Origin of the sequence: Ectopseudomonas guguanensis (assembly GCF_900104265.1) — a bacterium.
Lineage (GTDB): Bacteria > Pseudomonadota > Gammaproteobacteria > Pseudomonadales > Pseudomonadaceae > Aquipseudomonas > Aquipseudomonas guguanensis.
The window spans coordinates 272,153-293,885 of sequence record NZ_FNJJ01000003.1; the positions used below are offsets into that span (position 1 = coordinate 272,153).

20 protein-coding genes are annotated in these 21,733 nt (G+C 64.9%); 12 read left to right on the forward strand and 8 right to left on the reverse strand.

Annotated elements, in window-relative coordinates:
* The first annotated feature begins 257 nt into the window (after positions 1-257).
* From sucC to BLS61_RS06055, 5 genes are all read left to right on the forward strand, one after another.
* Positions 258-1,424 (forward strand): ADP-forming succinate--CoA ligase subunit beta, encoded by a 1,167-nt coding sequence (sucC, locus tag BLS61_RS06035; RefSeq protein WP_003240844.1) that lies wholly within the window; start codon positions 258-260, stop codon positions 1,422-1,424.
* Positions 1,424-2,311, forward strand: coding sequence for a succinate--CoA ligase subunit alpha (sucD, locus tag BLS61_RS06040; RefSeq protein WP_090428757.1), 888 nt, complete (start codon positions 1,424-1,426; stop codon positions 2,309-2,311). Before sucC ends, sucD begins: the two co-directional genes overlap by 1 nt.
* Before the next feature lie 622 nt (positions 2,312-2,933).
* Positions 2,934-4,247, forward strand: coding sequence for a branched-chain amino acid transport system II carrier protein (gene brnQ, locus BLS61_RS06045; RefSeq protein WP_090428760.1), 1,314 nt, complete (start codon positions 2,934-2,936; stop codon positions 4,245-4,247).
* Positions 4,248-4,352: 105 nt separating this feature from the next.
* Positions 4,353-5,087 carry a DUF599 domain-containing protein gene (locus BLS61_RS06050; RefSeq protein ID WP_090428762.1) on the forward strand — a complete coding sequence of 245 codons (735 nt, stop codon included), beginning with the start codon at positions 4,353-4,355 and terminating at the stop codon, positions 5,085-5,087.
* A complete protein-coding gene (locus tag BLS61_RS06055; RefSeq protein ID WP_090428765.1) occupies positions 5,084-5,476 on the forward strand; it encodes an MAPEG family protein in 393 nt (130 codons plus the stop codon). The genes BLS61_RS06050 and BLS61_RS06055 overlap by 4 nt, the downstream gene beginning before the upstream one ends.
* A gap of 61 nt (positions 5,477-5,537) precedes the next feature.
* Here BLS61_RS06055 and BLS61_RS06060 read toward each other — a convergent pair whose 3' ends face one another.
* Together BLS61_RS06060 and BLS61_RS06065 are read right to left on the reverse strand one after the other, a co-directional pair.
* A complete protein-coding gene (locus tag BLS61_RS06060; protein WP_090428768.1) occupies positions 5,538-5,828 on the reverse strand; it encodes a hypothetical protein in 291 nt (96 codons plus the stop codon).
* Between the two features lie 141 nt (positions 5,829-5,969).
* Positions 5,970-6,245, reverse strand: coding sequence for a hypothetical protein (locus tag BLS61_RS06065; protein ID WP_090428771.1), 276 nt, complete (start codon positions 6,243-6,245; stop codon positions 5,970-5,972).
* A 147-nt stretch (positions 6,246-6,392) separates the two neighbouring features.
* Here BLS61_RS06065 and BLS61_RS06070 point away from each other — a divergent pair, with 147 nt between their 5' ends.
* The 7 genes from BLS61_RS06070 to BLS61_RS06100 all read left to right on the forward strand — a co-directional run bounded on the left by BLS61_RS06070 (position 6,393) and on the right by BLS61_RS06100 (position 16,472).
* Positions 6,393-6,872: a PaaI family thioesterase gene (locus BLS61_RS06070; RefSeq protein WP_090428775.1), complete on the forward strand. Its 480-nt coding sequence runs from the start codon at positions 6,393-6,395 to the stop codon at positions 6,870-6,872.
* Entirely contained in the window at positions 6,869-7,315 is a 447-nt protein-coding gene (locus BLS61_RS06075; protein ID WP_090428778.1) for a PaaI family thioesterase, read from the forward strand. Before BLS61_RS06070 ends, BLS61_RS06075 begins: the two co-directional genes overlap by 4 nt.
* A gap of 61 nt (positions 7,316-7,376) precedes the next feature.
* The gene (locus BLS61_RS06080) at positions 7,377-8,624 is read left to right on the forward strand and encodes an MFS transporter (RefSeq protein WP_090428781.1); all 1,248 of its coding nucleotides are present in this window, start codon (positions 7,377-7,379) and stop codon (positions 8,622-8,624) included.
* A 229-nt stretch (positions 8,625-8,853) separates the two neighbouring features.
* Positions 8,854-10,758, forward strand: a complete 1,905-nt coding sequence (htpG, locus tag BLS61_RS06085; RefSeq protein ID WP_090428784.1) for a molecular chaperone HtpG — start codon at positions 8,854-8,856, stop codon at positions 10,756-10,758.
* Positions 10,759-10,894: 136 nt separating this feature from the next.
* On the forward strand, positions 10,895-14,587 hold the full coding sequence (locus tag BLS61_RS06090; protein WP_090428787.1) for a PAS domain S-box protein: 3,693 nt from the start codon (positions 10,895-10,897) through the stop codon (positions 14,585-14,587).
* On the forward strand, positions 14,584-15,588 hold the full coding sequence (locus tag BLS61_RS06095; protein ID WP_090428789.1) for an HD-GYP domain-containing protein: 1,005 nt from the start codon (positions 14,584-14,586) through the stop codon (positions 15,586-15,588). The genes BLS61_RS06090 and BLS61_RS06095 overlap by 4 nt, the downstream gene beginning before the upstream one ends.
* A gap of 95 nt (positions 15,589-15,683) precedes the next feature.
* Complete coding sequence (locus BLS61_RS06100; protein ID WP_090428793.1) at positions 15,684-16,472, forward strand: dienelactone hydrolase family protein; 789 nt, start codon at positions 15,684-15,686, stop codon at positions 16,470-16,472.
* Between the two features lie 64 nt (positions 16,473-16,536).
* Here the strand turns inward: BLS61_RS06100 and BLS61_RS06105 are convergent, their stop codons facing one another.
* The 6 genes from BLS61_RS06105 to BLS61_RS06130 form a co-directional block, all read right to left on the reverse strand.
* A complete protein-coding gene (locus tag BLS61_RS06105) occupies positions 16,537-17,316 on the reverse strand; it encodes a DUF4394 domain-containing protein (RefSeq protein ID WP_090428796.1) in 780 nt (259 codons plus the stop codon).
* 165 nt (positions 17,317-17,481) lie between these two features.
* Positions 17,482-18,195 (reverse strand): anti-sigma factor, encoded by a 714-nt coding sequence (locus tag BLS61_RS06110; RefSeq protein WP_090428799.1) that lies wholly within the window; start codon positions 18,193-18,195, stop codon positions 17,482-17,484.
* A complete protein-coding gene (locus BLS61_RS06115) occupies positions 18,192-18,740 on the reverse strand; it encodes a sigma-70 family RNA polymerase sigma factor (RefSeq protein ID WP_090428803.1) in 549 nt (182 codons plus the stop codon). The genes BLS61_RS06110 and BLS61_RS06115 overlap by 4 nt, the downstream gene beginning before the upstream one ends.
* Before the next feature lie 245 nt (positions 18,741-18,985).
* Positions 18,986-19,846, reverse strand: a complete 861-nt coding sequence (locus tag BLS61_RS06120; RefSeq protein ID WP_090428808.1) for a pirin family protein — start codon at positions 19,844-19,846, stop codon at positions 18,986-18,988.
* Positions 19,843-20,244, reverse strand: coding sequence for an OsmC family protein (locus BLS61_RS06125; protein ID WP_090428811.1), 402 nt, complete (start codon positions 20,242-20,244; stop codon positions 19,843-19,845). The genes BLS61_RS06120 and BLS61_RS06125 overlap by 4 nt, the downstream gene beginning before the upstream one ends.
* 59 nt (positions 20,245-20,303) lie before the next feature.
* Positions 20,304-21,698, reverse strand: a complete 1,395-nt coding sequence (locus BLS61_RS06130; RefSeq protein WP_090428813.1) for a methyl-accepting chemotaxis protein — start codon at positions 21,696-21,698, stop codon at positions 20,304-20,306.
* Positions 21,699-21,733: the final 35 nt, after the last annotated feature.

The window sequence follows — 21,733 nt, forward strand, 5'->3', positions numbered from 1 at the left end:
CGTAAACCGGCTCTAGGCGTCATAAGTGGCCGCCTCGGGCGGCCACGCAAATTGTTGTAAGCCGCCGTGGTAGGCGGGGCGTCGCGTAATCGCCCCATCGCTGCGGCGGTGTTTGCAAGCAGAACCACGTCGGGTGGCCCGCGTCGAGTTCGACTCGCGGCGGAAAGCCCGGCGGACTGCTTCGGCAGTCACAGGTGGCGCGGTATCACAAGTACAGCGCCGAATGCGCAATACCTAAACGAAGACGGTAGACAAGCATGAATCTTCACGAGTATCAGGGTAAGCAGCTGTTCGCTGAATACGGCCTGCCCGTATCCAAGGGCTTCGCGGTAGACACCCCCGAAGAAGCCGCAGAAGCCTGCGAAAAAATCGGCGGCAGCGAGTGGGTCGTCAAGGCTCAGGTCCACGCTGGTGGCCGCGGCAAAGCCGGTGGCGTAAAGCTGGTCAAGAGCAAGGAAGACGCCAAGGCCTTCGCCGCCAACTGGCTGGGCAAGCGTCTGGTGACCTACCAGACTGACGCCAACGGTCAGCCGGTCAGCAAAATCCTGGTCGAATCCTGCACCGACATCGCCAAGGAACTGTACCTGGGCGCCGTCGTGGACCGCTCCAGCCGTCGCATCGTGTTCATGGCTTCCACCGAAGGTGGCGTGGACATCGAGAAAGTGGCCCACGAAACCCCTGAGAAGATCCTCAAGGCCACCATCGATCCGCTGGTCGGCGCTCAGCCGTACCAGGGCCGCGAGCTGGCTTTCCAGCTGGGCCTGGAAGGCGATCAGGTCAAGCAGTTCACCCACATCTTCGTTGGCCTGGCCAAGCTGTTCCAGGACTACGACCTGGCTCTGCTGGAGGTGAACCCGCTGGTGATCAAGGCTGACGGCAACCTGCATTGCCTGGACGCCAAGATCAACATCGACTCCAACGCCATGTACCGTCAGCCCAAGCTGCGCGCCATGCACGACCCGTCCCAGGACGATCCGCGTGAAGCCCATGCGCAGAAGTGGGAGCTGAACTACGTTGCGCTGGAAGGCAACATCGGTTGCATGGTCAACGGTGCCGGCCTGGCCATGGGTACCATGGACATCGTCAACCTGCACGGCGGTCAGCCGGCCAACTTCCTCGACGTAGGTGGTGGCGCGACCAAAGAGCGCGTGACCGAAGCGTTCAAGATCATCCTCTCCGATGACAACGTCAAAGCCGTTCTGGTGAACATCTTCGGCGGTATCGTTCGTTGCGACATGATTGCCGAAGGCATCATCGGCGCCGTGAAGGAAGTCGGCGTGAAGATCCCGGTGGTCGTCCGCCTGGAAGGTAACAACGCCGAGCTGGGCGCCAAGGTCCTGGCTGACAGCGGTCTGAACATCATCGCGGCAACCAGCCTGACCGACGCTGCCCAGCAGGTCGTCAAGGCCGCGGAGGGTAAGTAATGAGCATCCTGATCAACAAAGACACCAAGGTCATCTGCCAGGGCTTCACCGGCTCGCAGGGCACCTTCCACAGCGAACAAGCCATCGCCTACGGCACCAAGATGGTCGGCGGCGTCACTCCGGGCAAGGGTGGCACCACCCACCTGGGCCTGCCGGTGTTCAACACCGTCAAGGAAGCCGTGGAAGCCACTGGCGCCGAAGCGTCGGTAATCTACGTTCCGGCTCCGTTCTGCAAGGACTCGATCCTGGAAGCGGCCAACGGCGGCATCAAGCTGATCGTCTGCATCACCGAAGGCATCCCGACCATCGACATGCTGGAAGCCAAGGTCAAGTGCGACGAGCTGGGCGTACGTCTGATCGGCCCGAACTGCCCGGGCGTGATCACTCCCGGCGAGTGCAAGATCGGCATCATGCCGGGTCACATCCACCTGCCGGGCAAGGTGGGTATCGTGTCGCGTTCCGGCACCCTGACCTATGAAGCCGTGAAGCAGACCACCGATGCCGGTTTCGGCCAGTCCACCTGCGTGGGCATCGGCGGTGACCCGATCCCGGGCTCCAACTTCATCGACATCCTGAAGCTGTTCCAGGAAGATCCGAAGACCGAAGCGATCGTCATGATCGGTGAGATCGGCGGTTCGGCCGAGGAAGAAGCGGCTGCCTTCATCAAGGCCAACGTCACCAAGCCGGTGGTTTCCTACATCGCTGGTGTGACCGCTCCTCCCGGCAAGCGCATGGGCCACGCTGGCGCCATCATCTCCGGCGGCAAGGGCACTGCAGACGAGAAGTTCGCTGCGCTGCAGGACGCTGGTGTGAAAACCGTGCGTTCCCTGGCTGACATCGGCAAGGCCCTGGCCGAGCTGACCGGTTGGGAAGTCAAGAACGCCTAAGCGTTTCTGACCCTCGCAGAAAGGCCACCTTCGGGTGGCCTTTTTGTTGTCTGCGGAGTACTCACGTTTCTGTGTCGCCGGTCCGTAGGGTGCGCCGCGCGCACCAGATGACAGAGCACAGTGCCGACGTTGGTAGGGTGCGCCGTGCGCACCGGATGGCAGAGCACAGTGCCGACGTTCGTAGGGTGCGCCGTGCGCACCAGATGGCAGAGCACAGCGCCGACGTTCGTAGGGTGAGCCGTGCGCACCAGATGGCACATGCACAGGGGCCGAGACGCCCCACAGGCTGGCTCCATCGGCGAAGTTCGCGGCAAATCGCGAACGAAGGAGAATCCTTCCATCCGCTTATACGCGCAAGCCCGGGGCGGGCAGGGCAGTTACCGCCTGAGCCACGCGACTGTCGAGCATGCGACAGCCAGTTACGCCAGTTCGACAGCTCGTCCGCCAACTGTGCTGCTATCCGGCAGTTTTCGTTAGTATCCGCGCCTTACCGTGTCCGTGGCGCCACAAGCGCCTGGCGATGCCTGCAGTGGTTCGAGCCAAACGCTCGGGCGACGTTTCCCCGATCCCTCAAGGAAACCCCCCGCAACTCTTTGATTTCCTGCTCGTGGTATTTCCCTTTATGACTCGTTTGCAAGGCTCGGACCTCCTGGCCCTCGGCTTCATGACATTTGCGCTGTTCCTCGGCGCCGGCAACATCATTTTCCCGCCCAGCGCGGGCCTGGCGGCGGGGGAGAACCTGCTGCCGGCGGCACTGGGCTTTCTCCTGACCGGCGTCGGCCTGCCGCTGCTGACGGTGGTCGCACTGGCCCGTGTCGGCGGTGGTATGGACCTGCTCACCGCGCCGCTGGGCAGGATCGCTGGCGCCATCCTCGCGGTGGCGGTGTACCTGGCCATCGGCCCGCTGTTCGCCACGCCGCGTACCGCCGTGGTGTCGTTCGAGATGGGCATCGCGCCGTTCACCGGTAACGAAGGCGCGCCGCTGCTGCTTTATACCCTGGTGTATTTCGCGGCCGTGCTCTTTCTCTCGCTCAATCCGGGACAGCTGGTCGACCGCATCGGCAAGTTCATCACCCCGGTACTGCTGGCGGCGCTGCTGGTGCTGGGCGGTGCGGCCCTGTTCGCACCGGCTGGCGAGATCGGCACGGTTGCCGAGAGCTATCGCGAGACGCCGCTGGTACAAGGCTTCCTGCAGGGTTACCTGACCATGGATACCCTGGGCGCGCTGGTCTTCGGTATCGTCATCGCCAGTGCCATTCGTGATCGCGGCGTCAGCGACGCCGGCCTGGTGACCCGTTATTCGGTGATCGCCGGCATCATCGCCGCCATCGGCCTGTCGCTGGTGTACCTGGCGCTGTTCTACCTCGGTGCCACCAGCCAGGGCATCGCCGGTGACGCGCAGAATGGCGTGCAGGTGCTGACCACCTACGTCCAGAACACCTTCGGCACCACCGGCAGCCTGTTGCTGGCCGTGGTCATCACCCTGGCGTGCCTGACCACCGCGGTCGGCCTGCTGACCGCTTGCGGCGAGTTCTTCAGCAAGCTGCTGCCGGTCTCCTATCGTAGCGTGGTGATCGCCTTCGGTCTGTTCAGCCTGGTGGTGGCCAACCAGGGCCTGACCCAGCTGATCAGCTTCTCCATCCCGGTGCTGGTCGGTCTGTATCCGCTGGCCATCGTGCTGGTCGCCCTGAGCCTGGCCAATCGCCTGTGGGTGTCCCAGTCGCTGGTTTTCGTGCCGGTGATGGCCGTTACGCTGGTCTTCGGCGTGGCTGACGGTGTGGCCGCGACCCCCTGGGCGGACAAGGTTCCCGCCTGGTTTGGGCAGCTGCCGCTGGCCGGTCAGAGCCTGGGCTGGCTGTTGCCGGTGGCGGTGACGCTGGTGCTGGCCGTGGCGCTGGATCGCATCATCGGCCTGCGCCAGGGCGCAACCGCCTGAGTCGCGCTCGTAATGCAGCAAGGCCGCCCACAAGGCGGCCTTTTTTGTGGAACAAGGAAGCGGGTGGCCTGGCTATAATTCGCGGCAGTCCTACAAGGAGTTGGCATGCTCAACAGCTATCCGTACCTGTCTCATTTCCTGGCCGCACTCTGGTTCGTCGTCTGCTGGGGTGGCTACACCCGCTACGCCTCGGTCAAGGCGCAAACCACTCCCTGTCTGGCCAGCGTCCTGCATCTGTACCGAGAAGACTGGATGCGCCGCATGCTGCTGCGTGACAACCGCATCGCCGACGCCAACGTGATCGGCAACCTCGAACGCAACGCCTCCTTCTTCGCCTCCAGCACGCTGATCATCCTGGCCGGTATCCTCACCGTGCTGGGTGCCTCCGACCGCGCCCTGTCGCTACTGGCCGACATTCCCTTCGTGCAGCAGGCCAGCCGCGGCCTGTCGGAGATCAAGCTGCTGTGCCTGGGCATGATTTTCGTCTACGCCTTCTTCACCTTCAGCTGGTGCATGCGCCAGTACAACTTCGCCGCCGTGCTGGTGGGCTCGGCGCCGATGGTGGGCGAGCGGCATGTGACCGAGCAGGAGCGCAAGGCCTTCGCCGAGCGTACGGCGCGGGTGATCTCGATGGCCGCCAACCAGTTCAACTTCGGCCTGCGCGCCTATTATTTCGGCATGGCGACCCTGGCCTGGTTCATCAATCCCTGGTTCTTCATGCTGGTCACCGCCGGTGTGGTCCTGGTGCTGTATCGCCGAGAATTCCACTCGGACGTGCTGGAAGTGATGGTCTATACCCCAACGCCGGCCGCCGAGGTGGCCAAGGAGAAGAGTGAATGAGCATTCCGTTCTGGTGCGTCTTCATCAGCGCCCTGCTGATCTTCATTGCCAAGGCGCCGCTGGCCAAGGCCATGGCCGAGGAGGGCGGCGGTCGCTACGACAATCATCATCCGCGCGCGCAGCAGGCGCGTCTGACCGGCTTCGGCGCCCGTGCGCTGGCCGCGCATCTGAACAGCTTCGAGGCATTTCCGCTGTTCGCGGTCGGTGTGCTGATGGCACATACGACGCAGACCCATGGATTTCTGATCGATGCACTGGCCATCACCTTCGTCATCAGCCGCGTGCTGTATCTGCTGTTCTACTGGTGGGACCTGCACTGGCAGCGCAGCCTGGTGTGGATCGTGGGCCTGGCCTGCAGCCTGCTGCTGATGCTCAGCCCGGCGCTGTAATCGGCCGTTGCTAAACGACAAGGCCCGCTCGAAGCGGGCCTTGTCGTTTCTGTGAAGGGGCTTAGCGGCCTTCGACCGCGTCACTGATCTCGTCGCCGGCGTTCTCGATCGCGTCGGCGGCATCGTCGGCGGCCTCTTCGATCTTCTCGCCGGTGGTGGGCTCGGTGCCCATCACTTCATCGGCTTTCTGTTCGATGGCTTCACCGGCTTGTTCGGCTGCCTCACCCATGGACTCGGCCGCCTCGGAAACGGACTCTTTGGCGGACTCCAGCTTGTCTTCGGGGGATTGTTCACAGGCCGCCAGGCCTAGCATGGCCGCGAGCAGCAGGGCATAGGTAAATGGTTTTTGCACGGTTACATCTCCATGTGTGATGCGGATGATGGCGTGTAGCTTCATCCGTGCCACTTGGAGCGAACAAGCGAAGCGAAGTTCCGAGATGCGCAAAAACCCGGCCCGCATCGGGATGCGGGCTGGGCGGCGAGTCAACAGGTGTTACTGATTGGTTTGGCCGGCCGGGGCCGCAGGTTGGGTCGCCGGATCGGTCGGTTGGGTTTCGGGCGGCGGCAGCTGTTCGAAGGTTTCTTCGCGATTTTCCTCGGCGCGCTCCTGAGCCGCTTCGTTGCGCTCCTCGGCAGCTTCGTTCATCGATTCGCGTGCTTCGGACTGCGCTTCGCGGGCGTCCTGCGCGGCATTCTCGGAGGGCTTGTCGCAGGCGGCGAGGCCCAGCGTGGCGGCTAGCAAGACGGCATAAGCGAGTGTTTTCTGCATGTGGTTCTCCTTGAAAAAAATGCCTCGACATTTTTTCGAAAGAGCAGGGCGCCATAAGTTCATTGTGGTTGCGCCTGGCAAGCCGTGCCGCAGCGGCCGCGTGGCGCTATCATGCGCGCCCTTGCGTCGCCATCACGAGGTACGAGGATGAGCACTTCCCCCATTTTGGAGCGCGCTCAGCGCTTTCTGTCGGCCCTGCGTCATTGCCAGGTGCTCGGCCTGCAGGTGCACACGGCCAGCGCCGAAGGCCTGACCCTGCGTCTGCCCTACAGCCAGCATATCGTCGGCAACCCCGATAGCGGGGTGATCCACGGTGGTGCCATCACCACGCTGATGGACACTACCTGCGGTATCTCCACCGTCTGCGTGCTGCCGGAGTTCGAAATCTGCCCGACCCTGGATTTGCGCATCGATTACATGCACCCGGCCGAGCCGGGCAAGGACGTGTTCGGTTTCGCCGAGTGCTACCGGGTCACGCCCCATGTCATCTTCACCCGCGGCTACGCCTATCAGGACGACCCGGCGCAGCCGATCGCCCATGTGGTTGGCGCCTTCATGCGCATGGGCAAGGCAGCGCAGGGCGACGCTGAGCTCAAGCAGAACATTCAGCAGGGCGGTGCGGCATGAGCGACCTGAACCTGGAACAACTGGTGGCCCGCGCGCACCAGCAGAACGACTACGACCCGCTGATCAACCTGATCCCTTACGCCAAGCTGCTCGGCATCGAGTGCCTGCGTCTGGGTGACGACATGGTGTTTCGCCTGCCGGCCAACCGCGACTGTATCGGGAACCCGGTGCTGCCGGCACTGCACGGCGGGGTCATCGCCGGTTTCATGGAGCATTCGGCAATGCTGCATCTGCTGATGTTCATGGGTATTCCACATTTGCCGAAAATCATCGACTTCTCGATAGATTACCTGCGCGCCGGCCATTATCGTGACACCTACGCGCAATGCCAGGTCTGGCGTCAGGGGCGCCGGGTGGCCAATGTGGCGATCACCGCCTGGCAAACCACGCAGACCGAGCCGATCGCCACCGCCCGTGCCCATTTCAAGGTCGATGAGCCCTGAGTTTCGCCCGGCAACCCGAGCGGCCCGGCAGCGCAGCGAGACAATGACAAGGATTCTGTAGATGGATGCGTTGCTGATTATTGGTGGCCTGCTGTTGATGCTGGCCGGTCTGGTCTGGCTGGTGATGCGCGCTTTCGCCACCAGCCTGTTGTGGGGCTGGGGCAGCCTGATACCGCCGATCACGCTGTTGTACATCATGCGTCACTGGGCGCGGGCACGCAGTGCCGTCACGCTGGTCGGGCTCGGCGTCATCCCCCTGGTGGTGGGGTTGACGCTGCTGGCCAGCAAGGACGCCGAGCGCCTGGCGGCCATCGTGCGCCTCGACTGGCTCAGGCCCGAGGTGCAGGAGCCAGCCGAGCTGAGCATCGAGCTGGCCGGTCAGCTCAATGGCCAACCCTTTCGCCCGCAGCAGGGCGAACTGATCGACGGCGTGCTGGTACTGCGCGAAGGCCTGGATTTCTTCGCCCTGCGCGAACTGAGCATTCGCCTGCCGCAAGCGGTGGATGGGCCGGTGCGCGTCGACGTGCTGCCGCAGGACGAAGGCCAGCTGCCGGAGGTGGAACTGAGCTGGTTGTTGCCGGAGCAGGACCTGCCCGAGGCGCGTCGTCTCAGCCGTGGCTACACCCTGCATCTGGACCTGCAACCGCAGGCGCCCAATCGTCTGGCGGGCGACTTCCATCTGGTCCTGCCGCCGCGTTTCAAGACCAGCCTCAGCGGCCGCGTCGAGCTGTACCGCGACCGCCTGCGCTATGTCGATGGTCGGGTCGATACGCGTTTCGACTCCCGTGACACCATCGCCCATGTGCTGCAGGACTACCTGCAGCGACGCTTCGCCACGCGGCAGGTGCGCGAGCTGAAACTGCCGGTGTTCACCTTCGAGGGCGATACCCTGGAGTTGCAGGTCGACGCGCAGGTGGACGGGCGTCTGGAGCGTCTGCCGGTGCGTTTGCACAAGCGCGCCGAACAGGGTTGGGCCGTGGAAGGAGATCGCTTCCCGGTATTGCCCGCCATTGCTACCGTCCAGGCTACGCCGCAGCGCGAGGCGGTCCCGGTCGAGGAGCGTCTGAGTCGTCCGGCCGATCGTCGCCAGCGCTTCAGCCTGGCACGTCTGCAGCGCAACCCCGAGCAGTATCGCAACCTCAGCATGCGCCTGAGCCGCGCCAGCGGCGGCACGGTAGAGGGGCGTTTCGTCGGCATTGATGCCGACGGCAGCATCCGCCTGGCCCAGCAGATGGGCAGTGGCGGCGGGCAGGCCAGCTTCAGTTTCAAACCGGAAGAAATCGGCCGTCTGGAGCTGCTCGAACCCTGAGAGGCCGTTGAAAAAACGTAGGCGAGGCAGCCAGTGCAAGACAAAAACAGGCGAGAAAGCGGAGTTTACAAGTTGTAAATGAGCATTTTGAGCCTGTTTTTAACGCAGCAATGGCAACGCAGATAGTTTTTCAACAGCCTGTTAAGCCCTTGAAATTGATCATACTGCCCCCATCTGCAGGACATCCGCCGCTCGCGCGGCATAGTCCTGCATGTGGAGTTAGACGACCATGAGTGTGGAAACTCAAAAAGAGACCCTGGGCTTCCAGACCGAGGTGAAGCAGCTGCTGCACCTGATGATCCATTCGCTGTACTCGAACAAGGAAATCTTCCTGCGCGAGTTGATCTCCAACGCCTCCGACGCCGCCGACAAGCTGCGCTTCGAGGCGCTGGCCAAGCCCGAGCTGCTCGAAGGCGGCGCCGAGCTGAAAATTCGCCTGAGCTTCGACAAGGACGCCAAGACCGTCACCCTCGAAGACAACGGCATCGGCATGAGCCGCGATGAAGTCATCGCGCACCTGGGCACCATCGCCAAGTCCGGCACCGCCGACTTCCTCAAGAACCTCTCCGGCGACCAGAAGAAGGATTCGCACCTGATCGGTCAGTTCGGTGTGGGCTTCTACTCGGCCTTCATCGTCGCCGACAAGGTGGACGTCTTCACCCGTCGTGCCGGCCTGTCGGCTGCCGAGGGCGTGCACTGGTCGAGCAAGGGCGAGGGCGAGTTCGAGGTCGCCACCATCGACAAGGCCGAGCGCGGCACCCGCATCGTCCTGCACCTGAAAAGCGGTGAAGAAGAGTTCGCCGACGGCTGGCGCCTGCGCAACATCGTCAAGAAGTACTCCGACCATATCGCGCTGCCCATCGAACTGCCGAAAGAGCACTACGGTGAGGAGAAGGACAAGCCGGCCGAGCCCGAGTGGGAAACCGTCAACCGCGCCAGTGCCCTGTGGACCCGCCCGCGTGCCGAGGTCAAGGACGAGGAATACCAGGAGTTCTACAAGCACGTCGCCCATGACTTCGAGAACCCGCTGACCTGGAGTCACAACAAGGTCGAGGGCAAGCTGGAGTACACCTCGCTGCTCTACGTGCCGGGCCGTGCACCGTTCGACCTGTACCATCGCGAAGCGCCCAAGGGGCTCAAGCTCTACGTGCAGCGCGTGTTCATCATGGACCAGGCCGACGAGTTCCTGCCGCTGTACCTGCGCTTCATCAAGGGTGTGGTGGATTCCAACGACCTGTCGCTGAACGTTTCCCGCGAGATTCTGCAGAAGGACCCGGTGATCGATTCGATGAAGTCGGCGCTGACCAAGCGCGTACTGGACATGCTGGAGAAGCTGGCCAAGGACAAGCCCGAAGAATACAAGGCGTTCTGGAAGGCCTTCGGCCAGGTGCTCAAGGAAGGCCCGGCGGAAGACTTCGCCAACAAGGAGAAGATCGCCAGCCTGCTGCGCTTCGCTTCCACCGCAGGCGAGAGCGACGAGCAGTCGGTTTCGCTGGCCGACTACCTCGGCCGGGTCAAGGAAGGTCAGGACAAGATCTACTACCTCACCGGCGAGTCCTACGCGCAGATCAAGAACAGCCCGCACCTGGAAGTCTTCCGCAAGAAGGGCATCGAAGTGCTGCTGCTCACCGATCGCATCGACGAGTGGCTGATGAGCTACCTGACCGAGTTCGACGGCAAGCAGTTCGTCGACGTGGCCCGTGGCGACCTGGACCTGGGCAAGCTGGACTCGGAAGAGGACAAGAAGGCCCAGGAAGAAGTCGCCAAGGCCAAGGAAGGGCTGATCGAGCGTCTGAAAGGCGCGCTGGGCGAGCAGGTCAAGGAGGTGCGCGTGTCGCATCGTCTGACCGACTCGCCGGCGATCCTCGCCATCGGCGAGCAGGACCTGGGTCTGCAGATGCGCCAGATTCTCGAGGCCAGCGGGCAGAAGGTACCCGAGTCCAAGCCGATCTTCGAGTTCAACCCGAGCCACCCGCTGATCGAGCGCCTGGATGCCGAGGCCGACGAGGACCGTTTCGTCGACCTGACGCACATCCTCTTCGATCAGGCCGCGCTGGCCGCCGGCGACAGCCTGAAGGACCCGGCTGCCTATGTGCAGCGCCTGAACAAGCTGCTGGTGGAACTCTCCGCCTGATCGACCTGGCGATGGAACAAGCCCGCTTCGGCGGGCTTTTCTATGGGTGCGATTGATCGGCTTTGATTGACAAGCGTGGCCTCGTCGTTTCAGATGCTGGCAATTCGCCGGCCGTCTGTCCGCGTACTGGGGTTGTATGTCGATTCTCGAGTTGTTCTTCCTGATGGGTGCGGATCCTGCTGTCCTCGTACTCAGTCGCTACGACCCCAAGTTGGTGCTGCTGTCGTTGGCCATCGCCGTGTTCGCCGCCGGCATGGCCCTGCAGCTGGCCGGTGAAGCCCGCGACAACACACATCCCGTTGCTCGCCAAATCACCATCGTCACCGGCTCGCTCGCCCTCGGCGGCGGCATCTGGTCCATGCACTTTCTTGGCATGCTCGCCTTCGAGCTGTGCGCGGCAGTACGTTACGACCTGGGCATTACCCTGCTTTCGATGTTGCCGAGCCTGGCCGCCTCCTGGGTCGCCCTCAGTCTTCTGGCGCGGCGTGACCTGAGCCTGAAGCAGCTGTGCGTCGGCGGTGTGCTGGTCGGTGCCGGTATCGGCGCCATGCATTACAGCGGCATGGCGGCGATGCAGATGGCGCCACTGCTGCGCTACGACCCCTGGATGTTCGCCCTGTCGATCTTCGTCGCGGTGGCTCTGGCCATCCTGGCGCTGTGGGTGCGTTTCGGTCTAGAGGGGCGCTTGCCGACAACCTGGGCGCTGTTGCTCAGTGCTCTGGTGATGGGCCTGGCCATCAGCGGCATGCATTACACCGGCATGGCGGCGGCGCGCTTCGTCGGCACCCCCGAGTCGCAGGTGCCGATGGCAGTGGTCGACAGCGGCTATATCGCCATCGCCATCACCCTGCTGACCGTCGCACTGACGGTCTTCGTGGTGGCCGCCAATACCCTGCTGCGCTACCGGCGCATGAGTCAGCAGCTCAAGGCCAGCGAGCAGCATCTGCGTTCGATCTTCGATACCGCGCTGGACGCCATCATCACCGTCGATCACACCGGCACCCTGCGTTCGGCCAACCGCGCGGTGTCGCGACTGCTCGGCTGGGCCCCGCAGGAGGTGGTCGGCATGCACATGCGCACGCTGCTGCCGGCCCGCCATGTCCAGCGGATGGAGGCGCTGCTGGCCGACTACCTGAGAACCGGGCGCCTGAACATGCCGGCTGGCGAGCAGGAACTGCTCTGCCTGACCCGCGACGGTGAAGAGAAACCGGTGCGCATCAGCGTTGGCGTCACCCATGCCGGCAGTCGACCGCTGTTCGTGGTGTTCGTCGCCGATATCAGTGAAAGGCAGGCCATGGAGAAGGCCCTGCGTGAAAGCGAGCAGCAGTACCGCTCGCTGATCAGCAACATTCCCGGCGTGTCGTTCCGCTGCATGCTGGATCGCGACTGGAGCATCATCTTCATCAGCGACGCGGTGCAGCCCCTGACGGGCTGGAGCGCGGAGGACTTCATCAGTCGCCGCTGCTCGATCGCCGACCTGTATCACCCCGACGACTACCCGCGAGTCGTGGACGAGGTGCAACGGGCCATCGAGCAGGGGCGCAACTACACGGTCGAGTATCGCTTGTTCGACCGCTCGGGCAGGGAGCACTGGATCTGGGAGAGTGGCAGCGCCGTTTGCGATGAGCGTGGCGTGCCGCACTGGATCGACGGCGTTCTGATCGATCAGACCGACACCAAGCGGCGTAACGCCGAGTACGAAGGCAAGGTGACGGCGATCAGCAAGGCCATGGCGCTGGTCGAGTACGACCTCGATGGTTTGATCCTCGATATCAACGACAACGCGCTGGCGCTGTTCGGTTACGAGCGCGCAGAAGTGATCGGCCATCACCATTCGATGTTCTGCGACCCCGAACTGGTCGCCAGCGATGCCTATCGCCAGGTGTGGGCCGAACTGCGCGCGGGGCATTTCCGTACGGGCGAATACCGGCGTATCGGCAAGGGTGGTCGGGAGGTCTGGATTCAGGCCAGCTACAACCCGATTCTCGACACCGACGGCAAGCCGTTCAAGGTGGTCAAGCTGGCCACCGACCTAACGCCTCGCCGGGTGATGGAGCAGGATCTGCGTGCCGCTCGTGATCGCGCCGAGGCCGCCGCCGCCGCGCGCAGCAGCTTCCTGGCCAACATGAGCCACGAGATCCGTACGCCGATGAACGCCATCATCGGCTTCACCCATCTGCTGCTGGAGACGCCGCTCTCTGCAGACCAGCGCCGTCACCTGAGTACCGTGCAGCATTCGTCGCGCTCGCTGCTGGGGCTGCTCAACGACATTCTCGATACGGCCAAGCTCGACCGTGGCGCCATCGAGCTGGAACAGCTGGATTTCTCCCTGCGCGAGCTGTGCGAGCAGGTGGTGGCGAGCCAGCGTCTGGCGGCCGAGAGCAAGGGCCTGCAGCTGCATCTGGAGTACCCGGCGACGGTCGCCGAGTTCTTCTGTGGCGACCCGCTGCGGCTGCAGCAGGTGCTGACCAACCTGCTGGGCAATGCGGTCAAGTTCACCTTGCACGGCGAGGTTCGCCTGAAGGTGACGGGCGAGCCGGGGGCCATGCGCCTGGCCGTTCAGGATACGGGTATCGGCATCGCCGCCGATCGCCTGGAAAAGATCTTCGAGCCCTTCGCCCAGGCCGACGCCTCCATGAGCCGGCGCTTTGGCGGCACCGGCCTGGGTACCACCATCTCGCGGCAGCTGGTCGAGCTGATGGGCGGGCGTCTGAAAGTGGAAAGCCGCGAAGGGCAGGGCAGCTGCTTCAGCGTCGAGCTGCCGCTGCGTGCCGGCAAGCGGCTGGCTTCGCAGCAACGCGCCGTGCTGCCGGAACTGGGGCAATTGAACATCCTGGCCGCCGATGATGTGGCGCAGAATCTCGAGCTGTTGCAGCTGACCCTGGAGCATTTCGGCCATCGCGTGCGCGGCGTCGCCGATGGTGAAGGGGCGGTGCAGGCATTCACCGAGGAACGTTTCGACCTGATTCTGATGGACGTGCAGATGCCGGGCGTCGATGGCCTGGAGGCCTCGCGGCGGATTCGCCAGCTGGAAGCGGCCGAGGCGCGCGAGCCGATCCCCATCATCGCCCTGACCGCCAGCGTGCTCGATCAGGACCGCCAGGCCGCGCTGGATTCGGGGATGAACGGCTTCGCCTCGAAACCGCTGGATATCAATGCGCTGCTCTGGGAAATCGCGCGCCTGCTTGGCTTGACCGATGTCCCCAGTGCAGTGGTCAGTGCCACCCGTGTTGCCGACGAGAGCCTGTTCGACTGGGTCCGCGGCAGCAGCCTGTGGGGTGGCCCCTTGCGCATGGCGCAGGCGATCAATACCTACATCGGGGAGCAGCATGACCTGGCCGTGCGCCTCGCCGAGTTCCTCGCCGCGCGCGACTGGGAGGGGGGCAAGGCGCTTGCGCATCGCCTGCATGGCGCAGCCGGCAACCTGGCCATGAGCGCGCTCGCCAGCCTGGGGCGCTCGATCGAGCAGGCGTTCGAGACACAGGACGAGCGCACGCTGCAGGGCCTGCTCGGCGAGCTCGAACAGGCCCTACAGACGGTCCGGGAGGTGGTGCCGCAGGTGCCGCCGCTGTGCTCTGAGGCGCCAGTGGCGGCCATCGATGCGGCCTGCTTGCGTGAACAGGCGAGCCAGCTGCGCCACGCCCTGCGCCGCGGTGGCCTCGACGAGGAAGCCCTGGCCGCCATGGAGCATGCCGCCGGCGCTACGGCGTACCGCGGCGTTCTGGGCGAACTGCGCCAGGCGCTGGATGACTTCGATTTCGATCAGGCACTGTCGCTGCTCGATCGGCTGTTGCTGCAACTGCAGGATGAGGAAACCACCCGATCATGACCCTGGCTGCCGATACTCGCCCGCTGTTGCTGCTGGTCGACGACGAACCCACCAACCTCCAGGTGCTGCGCCATGTCCTGCAGGACGACTATCGTCTGCTGTTCGCCAAGGAAGGCGCCCGTGCCCTGGAAATGGCCGAACGCGAGCTGCCGGATCTGATCCTGCTGGATGTGATGATGCCGGGCATGACCGGCTACGAAGTCTGCGAGGCGCTCAAGGCCAACCCGCTGCTGCAGGCGATTCCGGTGATCTTCGTCACCGCGCTCGGTGATGTCGATGACGAGGCGCGCGGCTTCGAAGTCGGTGCGGTGGACTACATCACCAAGCCCGTCAGCCCGCCCATCGTGCGCGCTCGCGTGCGAACCCACCTGTCGCTGGTGCGCGTCGACGAACTCAGGCAGACCCGCCTGCAGATCGTTCAGCGCCTGGGCATGGCCGCCGAGTACAAGGACAACGAGACCGGCCTGCACGTGATTCGCATGAGCCATTTTTCCAAGGTCCTGGCGCTCGCTGCGGGCTTCAGCGAAAGCGCTGCCGAGGAACTGCTCAACGCCGCACCGATGCATGATGTCGGCAAGATCGGCATTCCCGATGCCGTGCTGCGCAAGCCCGGCAAGCTCGACGATGAGGAATGGCAGGTGATGCGCCAGCATGTCGAGATCGGTGCGCGGATCATCGGCGAGCACAGTTCCGGTCTGCTGCGCACCGCGCAGCGCATCGCCCTGTCGCACCACGAGAAATGGGACGGCAGCGGCTACCCCAACGGCCTGCGCGGCGAGGACATTCCCCTGGAGGGCCGCATCGTGGCCATCGCCGACGTGTTCGACGCGCTGACCAGCGTGCGCCCCTACAAGCCGGCCTGGCCGGTGGAGCAGGCGGTGGACTTTCTGCGTGAGCAAAGCGGGCGTCACTTCGATCCGCGCCTGGTCGAGCTGTTCATCGGCTGCCTGCCGGAAATCCTGCGCATCAGGGAGCGCTGGGCCGAACAGCCCGAGGCTTGAAACGTCCTGTCTAAAACCTGCGCCCCATCGACTTGGTCATTACTCACGGCGCGGCTATTGTTAGGGGCCTACCATTGCCAAGGGCAGGCCTCATCATGCAGAAGAAGACACTGGTTCCCCTGTTGTGCGCCGCTTTCGCCGGCCTGGCCGATGCGGCCGTCGTGACCAAGACGATTGCCTACGAGATCGATGGCGAAGCCTTCGAAGGCGTGCTGGTGTACGACGATGCGGTGACCACGCCGCGTCCCGGGCTGCTCGCCGTACCCAACTGGATGGGGGTGAACGAGGACACCGTGGCCAAGGCCGCGCGTGCGGCGGGCGACAAGTACGTGGTGTTCGTCGCCGACATGTACGGCAAGTCGATCCGCCCGAGCAACGCTGAAGAGGCCGGCGCCGCGGCCGGCAAGGTACGCGCCGATCGCCCGCTGATGCGCAAGCGCGCCCAGGCCGCGGTCGAGGTGCTCAAGGCGCAGAGCGGCGAGGTGGCGCTGGATCTCGACAAATTGGGCGCCATCGGCTTCTGCTTCGGCGGCGGCACGGTGCTGGAGCTGGCCCGCTCGGGCGCGCCGCTGAAAGGCTTCGTGTCCTTCCACGGCAATCTGGACACGCCCAACCCCGCCGATGCCAAGAACATCAAGGCGCCGGTGCTGGTGCTGCACGGGGCCGATGACCCGGCCGTGCCGCAGGAGCAGGTCGACGGCTTCATCGCCGAGATGAAGGCGGCCAGGACCGACTGGCAACTGGTCAGCTATGGCGGCGCGGTGCACTCGTTCACCAACCCCAAGGCCAACGTGCCGGGGCGCAACGAGTACCACCCGGTGGTGGCGGCGCGGGCCTTCAAGGCGATGAACGATCTGTTCGACGAGGTCTTCGCCAAGCAGTGAAAGGTGGATTGCGGCCAGGGCCTGAACGAAAGGCTGCGCTCATCGAGCGCAGCCTTTTTCATGCTCACTGCGCCGGCAGCACGGTGATGTCGATGATGCCGTCCGGCAGGTCGGCCACCTCGCCCAGGGTCGTGGGCTTGCCGCTGGCCAGATCGAGCTGGTGCAGGGTCTTGCCGGTCAGCAGGTAGGCGGTGTTGCCGCCCTGGCCATCGCTGGCGATATCCATGGCGGCTGCCTCGAGGCCATCGGCGACCTTGCCGACCAGTTGCTGCACGCCGTCGTTTGGCGGGTTCTGCAGCATCAGGCTGGCGCTGGCCAGGTCGATGTTGTACAGCGCCGTGCTTTGCGTGCCGGCATAGGCATTGGTGTAGGCACCGGCGACCACCCTGGGCTGCTGGCCGGCGTAAGGGCCGTCGGCGGCATAGGCCAATTTGCCGTCCACCGCCACTTCACCGGTATCGACATTCACCCGCAGGCTGGTGCCGTCCGCGCCGAGCAGGCGCAGGCGATCGGCCACCGGGTTGAAATCGACCACCGCCTGGCCGCTGCCAGACAGCGCAGTTTGCAGCTTGCCACCTGCAGTGGCCATACCGCTTGCTGCGTCCAGGGTGTAGAGCTGATCGGTGCCGCTCAAGGCATAGAGCTGACCGCTGGCCGGGCGTACGTCCAGGCCGCGCAGGTCGCTGGCGCCGCTGACCGCCATGCTGGCGGTGACCTTGAGGCTGGTGACATCGACCTTGTACAGCGTGCCGTCGGCGCTCAGTGCGAGCAGTTCGGTGGCACTGACGGTACCTGCGCCCAGCGTCAGCAGGCTGGCGGTGCAGAGGGTAGTGATGCGTTTCATGTAAGTTCCTCGTGAAGGTTTCAGCATCGAGACGAAACCGGCTGGCCGGCTTCGCAGGTGCCTCGACGAAACACCTGTCAGCTATACCCGCGAGAAACGCAGTTGGATGTCGGCGCTTGAAAATTTTTTCAAGCGGCTTGCCGGCCGAGCGGCCGGCAAGCGCTATCAATTGGCGCTGGCCAGCACGGCGCGACCGATATAGAGCACCGGGCCACTGGGGCGGTCGTAGGGCGAGCCGCCCGCCGGCTCCAGCGTCAGCTCGAACAGCTGGCCCGCCTGCACCGCGCCGATCTGCTCGGCAGGCAGGCGCAGCGGCTTTCCGGCCTCGACCAGGCCCAGCGAGCGCGGGCCTTCGGCCGGATCGACCAGCGTCCAGAACTGCAGGGCGCGGCCTTCCGGCACCTGGTCGGCGACCAGCGGATCGAGCAGCAGCGTGCCATCGCTGCCAACCTGGATGACCCAGCCTGGCTGGGCCGCTTCGCCGGGCTGCTGCAGCACCACGGTGTAGCGTTCGCCCACGCTGTCCGGGCTGCGCAGGATCGGCAGCAGCACGGCGACCAGCAGGGCAATGGCCAGTGTGGCGGCGGTCAGGCGCCAGGCCGGCAGGCTGTTCCACCAGTTGGCCAGGGCGCCCGGGCGTGGCTCATCCTGCAGGCCCAGGCTACGGCGGATACGCATCCAGAGTGCCGGGGAGGGGGCCTGTGCCGGCAACCGGTCGCTCAGTTCGAGAAAGTGGCGCTCCCAGTCCAGGGCCATGCGGGCGGCCTTCTCATCCTCTTCGAGCAACTGGCGCACTTCGGCGGCTTCAGGTTCGTCGAGCAGGCCGAGCAGGTATTCGCCGATCAGGGCGCGGCGTTCTTCGGGGTCATGCGGAATCATGCTTGCAGACACTCCTGCAGCGCGCGCAGGCCGGCGCGGATACGGCCCTTGATGGTGCCCAGCGGTGTGCTCAGGCGGCGGGCGATCTGCTCGTGGGTCAGGCCACGGTAGAAGGCCAGCAGGATCGGATGGCGGCGTGGCCTTTCCAGGCGCCGCAAGCAGCGACGCAACAGGCGTTGCTCGGATTGCTCCAGCGCCTGCGCCTCGGCCTGCGGGCTGTCGTCGAGCACGCGTTCGATGAAGTCATCGTCCACCTCGGCATGCCGGTGGCCACTGCGCAGAGCATTCAGTACTCGGTAGCGCAGGATGCTGTGCACCCAGGCGCGACCGCTGCCCAGATCGCGTCGATAGCGCGTGGCGTGCTGCCAGATGCGCACGAAGGCATCGTGCAGACAGTCCTCGGCCAAATCGCGGCGACCCAGCATGCTGATGGCCAGGCCAAGCAGTTGCCCGGCCTCCTGCCGGTAGAGCGCCTGGAAGGCGCGCTCGTCGCCGCGCGCACAGGCTTCCAGGGTGCTTTCGTAATCGAAGTCGCGATCTGCCATGGTTATCCGGTGGCCTGAGAAATCCGCATGCAGCTTATACCCGCGAGCGCACGGGCTGGATCACGCAGGCGTAACAAAAAAATCGGTGGGGGGCGATCGCCGTTCGGAGGGGAACCAGCAACTGGTAGACATCGTCCTCGATCAGGTAAGCCTTTTCCGGATCGCTGGAGAGGGTGCGGTACGAAAGCAAGATGGCAGTCCTTTGCTGTGACAGGCGCCGCCTGGCGCCTGTTCGAGGGGCGGTTTCAGCGCGGCAGTTCGATGCGCGTGGTTTCGCCGGGGACCTGCGGCCAGTCGCCTGCGGCCCAGCGCTGGCGGGCCTGGTCGATCAGTTCGGGGGTGCTGGCGACGAAGTTCCAGTTCATTCGCCGCGGGCCGATGGGTTCGCCGCCGATCAGCGCCAGGTGGCATTCGCCGCAGGCGCTGAGCAGTGGCGTTTCACCCGCTGGGATCACCGCCATGGTGTGGCGGGGCAGGGTTTCGCCATCGAGTTCGGCTTCGCCGTCGATCAGATACAGGGCACGCTCGCTGTACTCGTCCGGGATCAGCAGGCTGGCGCCGGCGCTCAGGCGCAGCTCGGCGTAGAGCGTCGGCGAACGTACCGGTACCGGCGATTCGAGACACAAGCCACTGCCGGCGATCAGGGTGATCTGCACGCCCATGGCCTCGCTGCGTGGCAGCGATGCGGCAGGGTGGAAGCTGTAGGCCGGCTCGCACTGTTCTTCGGCCTCCGGCAGCGCCAGCCAGACCTGCAGGCCGTGGGCCCGCTTGTGCTGCCCGAGCTGTTCGGGCGGCGTGCGCTCGACGTGGGCCACCGCGCGCCCTGCGGTCATCCAGCTGACGTCGCCGGGGCCGACCAGCTGATCGGAGCCCAGGCTGTCCTTGTGCTGCAGCTGGCCCTCGAACAGGTAGGTGAGGGTGGACAGGCCGATATGCGGATGCTGGGCGATGTTCAGGCCGCTGCCGGCGGGGTAGTCCTGCTCCAGCATGTGATCGAAGAACACGAAGGGGCCGATGCTGCGAAAGCGTGCCGATGGCAGGGGGCGCAGGATCGGTTGGCCGGAAATGTCCTCGGCGCGCGGGCGGATCAGCTGCAGCTCGCTCATGCCGGGGCTCCCGCCAGGCGGGTTTCGACCTGGATGTCGGTGCTGGTCATCAGCTTGTGAATCGGGCATTTGTCCGCCACGCGCAACAGTTGCTGGCGCTGCGCCTCGTCCAGTGGCCCCTGGAGCGCCAGGTCGACGATCAGGCGGTAGTTGCCCTGGCGCTCCTCGCTGTCGTCACGTTCGACGTGCACGTCGATACCTTCCAGCGGCAGGCCGCGCTGGCGTGCATACAGCAGCAGGGTCAGGGCCTTGCAGGTGCCGAGGGCGGCATCGAACAGATCGTGCGGTTCCGGGCCGGCGCCATCGCCGCCCAGCGCGGGCGAGACGTCGCCGATGAGCTGGTGCGAGCCGATTTCGATCTGCTGCTGCAGGCCCTTGTTGTTGTGAATGCGGATCATGGCGCTTTCCTTGAGGTGTGACCAATCGACTCCGGCCAGCCTAGCCCAGCCGGCACCGATCACACCAGCGCCGAGAGCCTCACGTCGGCGCCCAGTACGCGCAGCAGTTGACCACGCTCGTCGACGATGGGCACCGACACGGTAAAGCAGAAGTCGTCTGTGGCCGAGGAGCGGTAGACCTGGGTGATATGACTTTCCATCCGCTCTGCCACGGCGCGGAACCAGGGCCGCTGGCTCCAGTCGCGGCCGCGACAGCTGGCGTCCTGGGCATAGGCCAGGTCGGCGGCGAAGATGTTCTCGGAAAGCTGCACGCCGCGGTTGTCGACCAGGTAGAACAGCTCGAAACGACTGTCACGTGCCAGCGTTTCGCCGAGCAGGCGCTCGGCTGCCGCCACGTCGCCGGCCAGTTCGGGGCGCGTCGCCAGTTGCTCGACGCTGGCGCGCACGGCGGCGTGAATCTCCAGGCGGAAGTCGCCGAGCCCGGCGAGCAGACGGTCACCATCCTCGCGCACCGCCTGGCTGTGATGCAGCACCTGCCCGGCCTTGCCAAGCAGTTCGCCGGCGACCTGGGCGATGCTCTGCACGTCGCCGTTGATCGAGCGCACGGCCTGGCCGATCTGCTCGGTGCCGGCGGCGATCTGGCCGACCTGGGCGTCGAGGCGGTCCATGGCCTGGCGCGTGCTGCCCAGGCCATCGCTGACGGCGAGAATGCCGCTGCGGCCGTCGGCCACCGCCTGGTGCATCTGCCGGCCGGCATCGCCGAGCTGCTGCATGCCTGTACGAAAGCGCTCGATGATGCTGCTGACCTGGTCGGTGGCGTTGGTGGTGTGGCCGGCCAGGCGGCGTACCTCTTCGGCGACCACGGCGAAGCCGCGGCCATGTTCGCCGGCACGCGCGGCCTCGATGGCGGCGTTCAGCGCGAGTAGATTGGTCTGCTGGGAGATGCTGGCGATCACGCCGATGACCTTGCTCACCTCGTCCAGTTGTCCGGCCAGCTGCGCGATCACCTGGGCCAGTTGCGCTTCGCTGGCGTCGATGACTTCGACCTGGCGCAGCACGGCCTGGCCGCTCTGCTGGCATTGATGCAGGGTCGCCGAAACCTCGGCGGACAGCCGCGCCACTTCGCCGGCACCGGGTACCAGCTCGGCATCCAGTGTGGTGGTGACCTGCTCGCTGGCGCTGGCGATCAACTCCGAGGATTGTGCCAGGGCCTGGCCGCTCTGCTGGTTGGCCGCGGCGATACGTGCCAGCTGCGGCGCGTGCGCAGCGATGCCGACGGCAGCGCCGAGGCTGGCGCGAATGCGCTGCTGCAGGCCGGCGCTGAACGCGTTCAGGCGCACCATCCATTGGTAGTGCTCGGGCAGGCGGGTGGTCAGATCGTGGTCGTGAAACAGCGCCTCCAATGCAGCCTCGTCCTGGGCTTTGCCGGCTGGCTTGCGCAGCATCTGCAACATGGTGATTCTCCTCGATGATGTGCATCGAGCGTTGC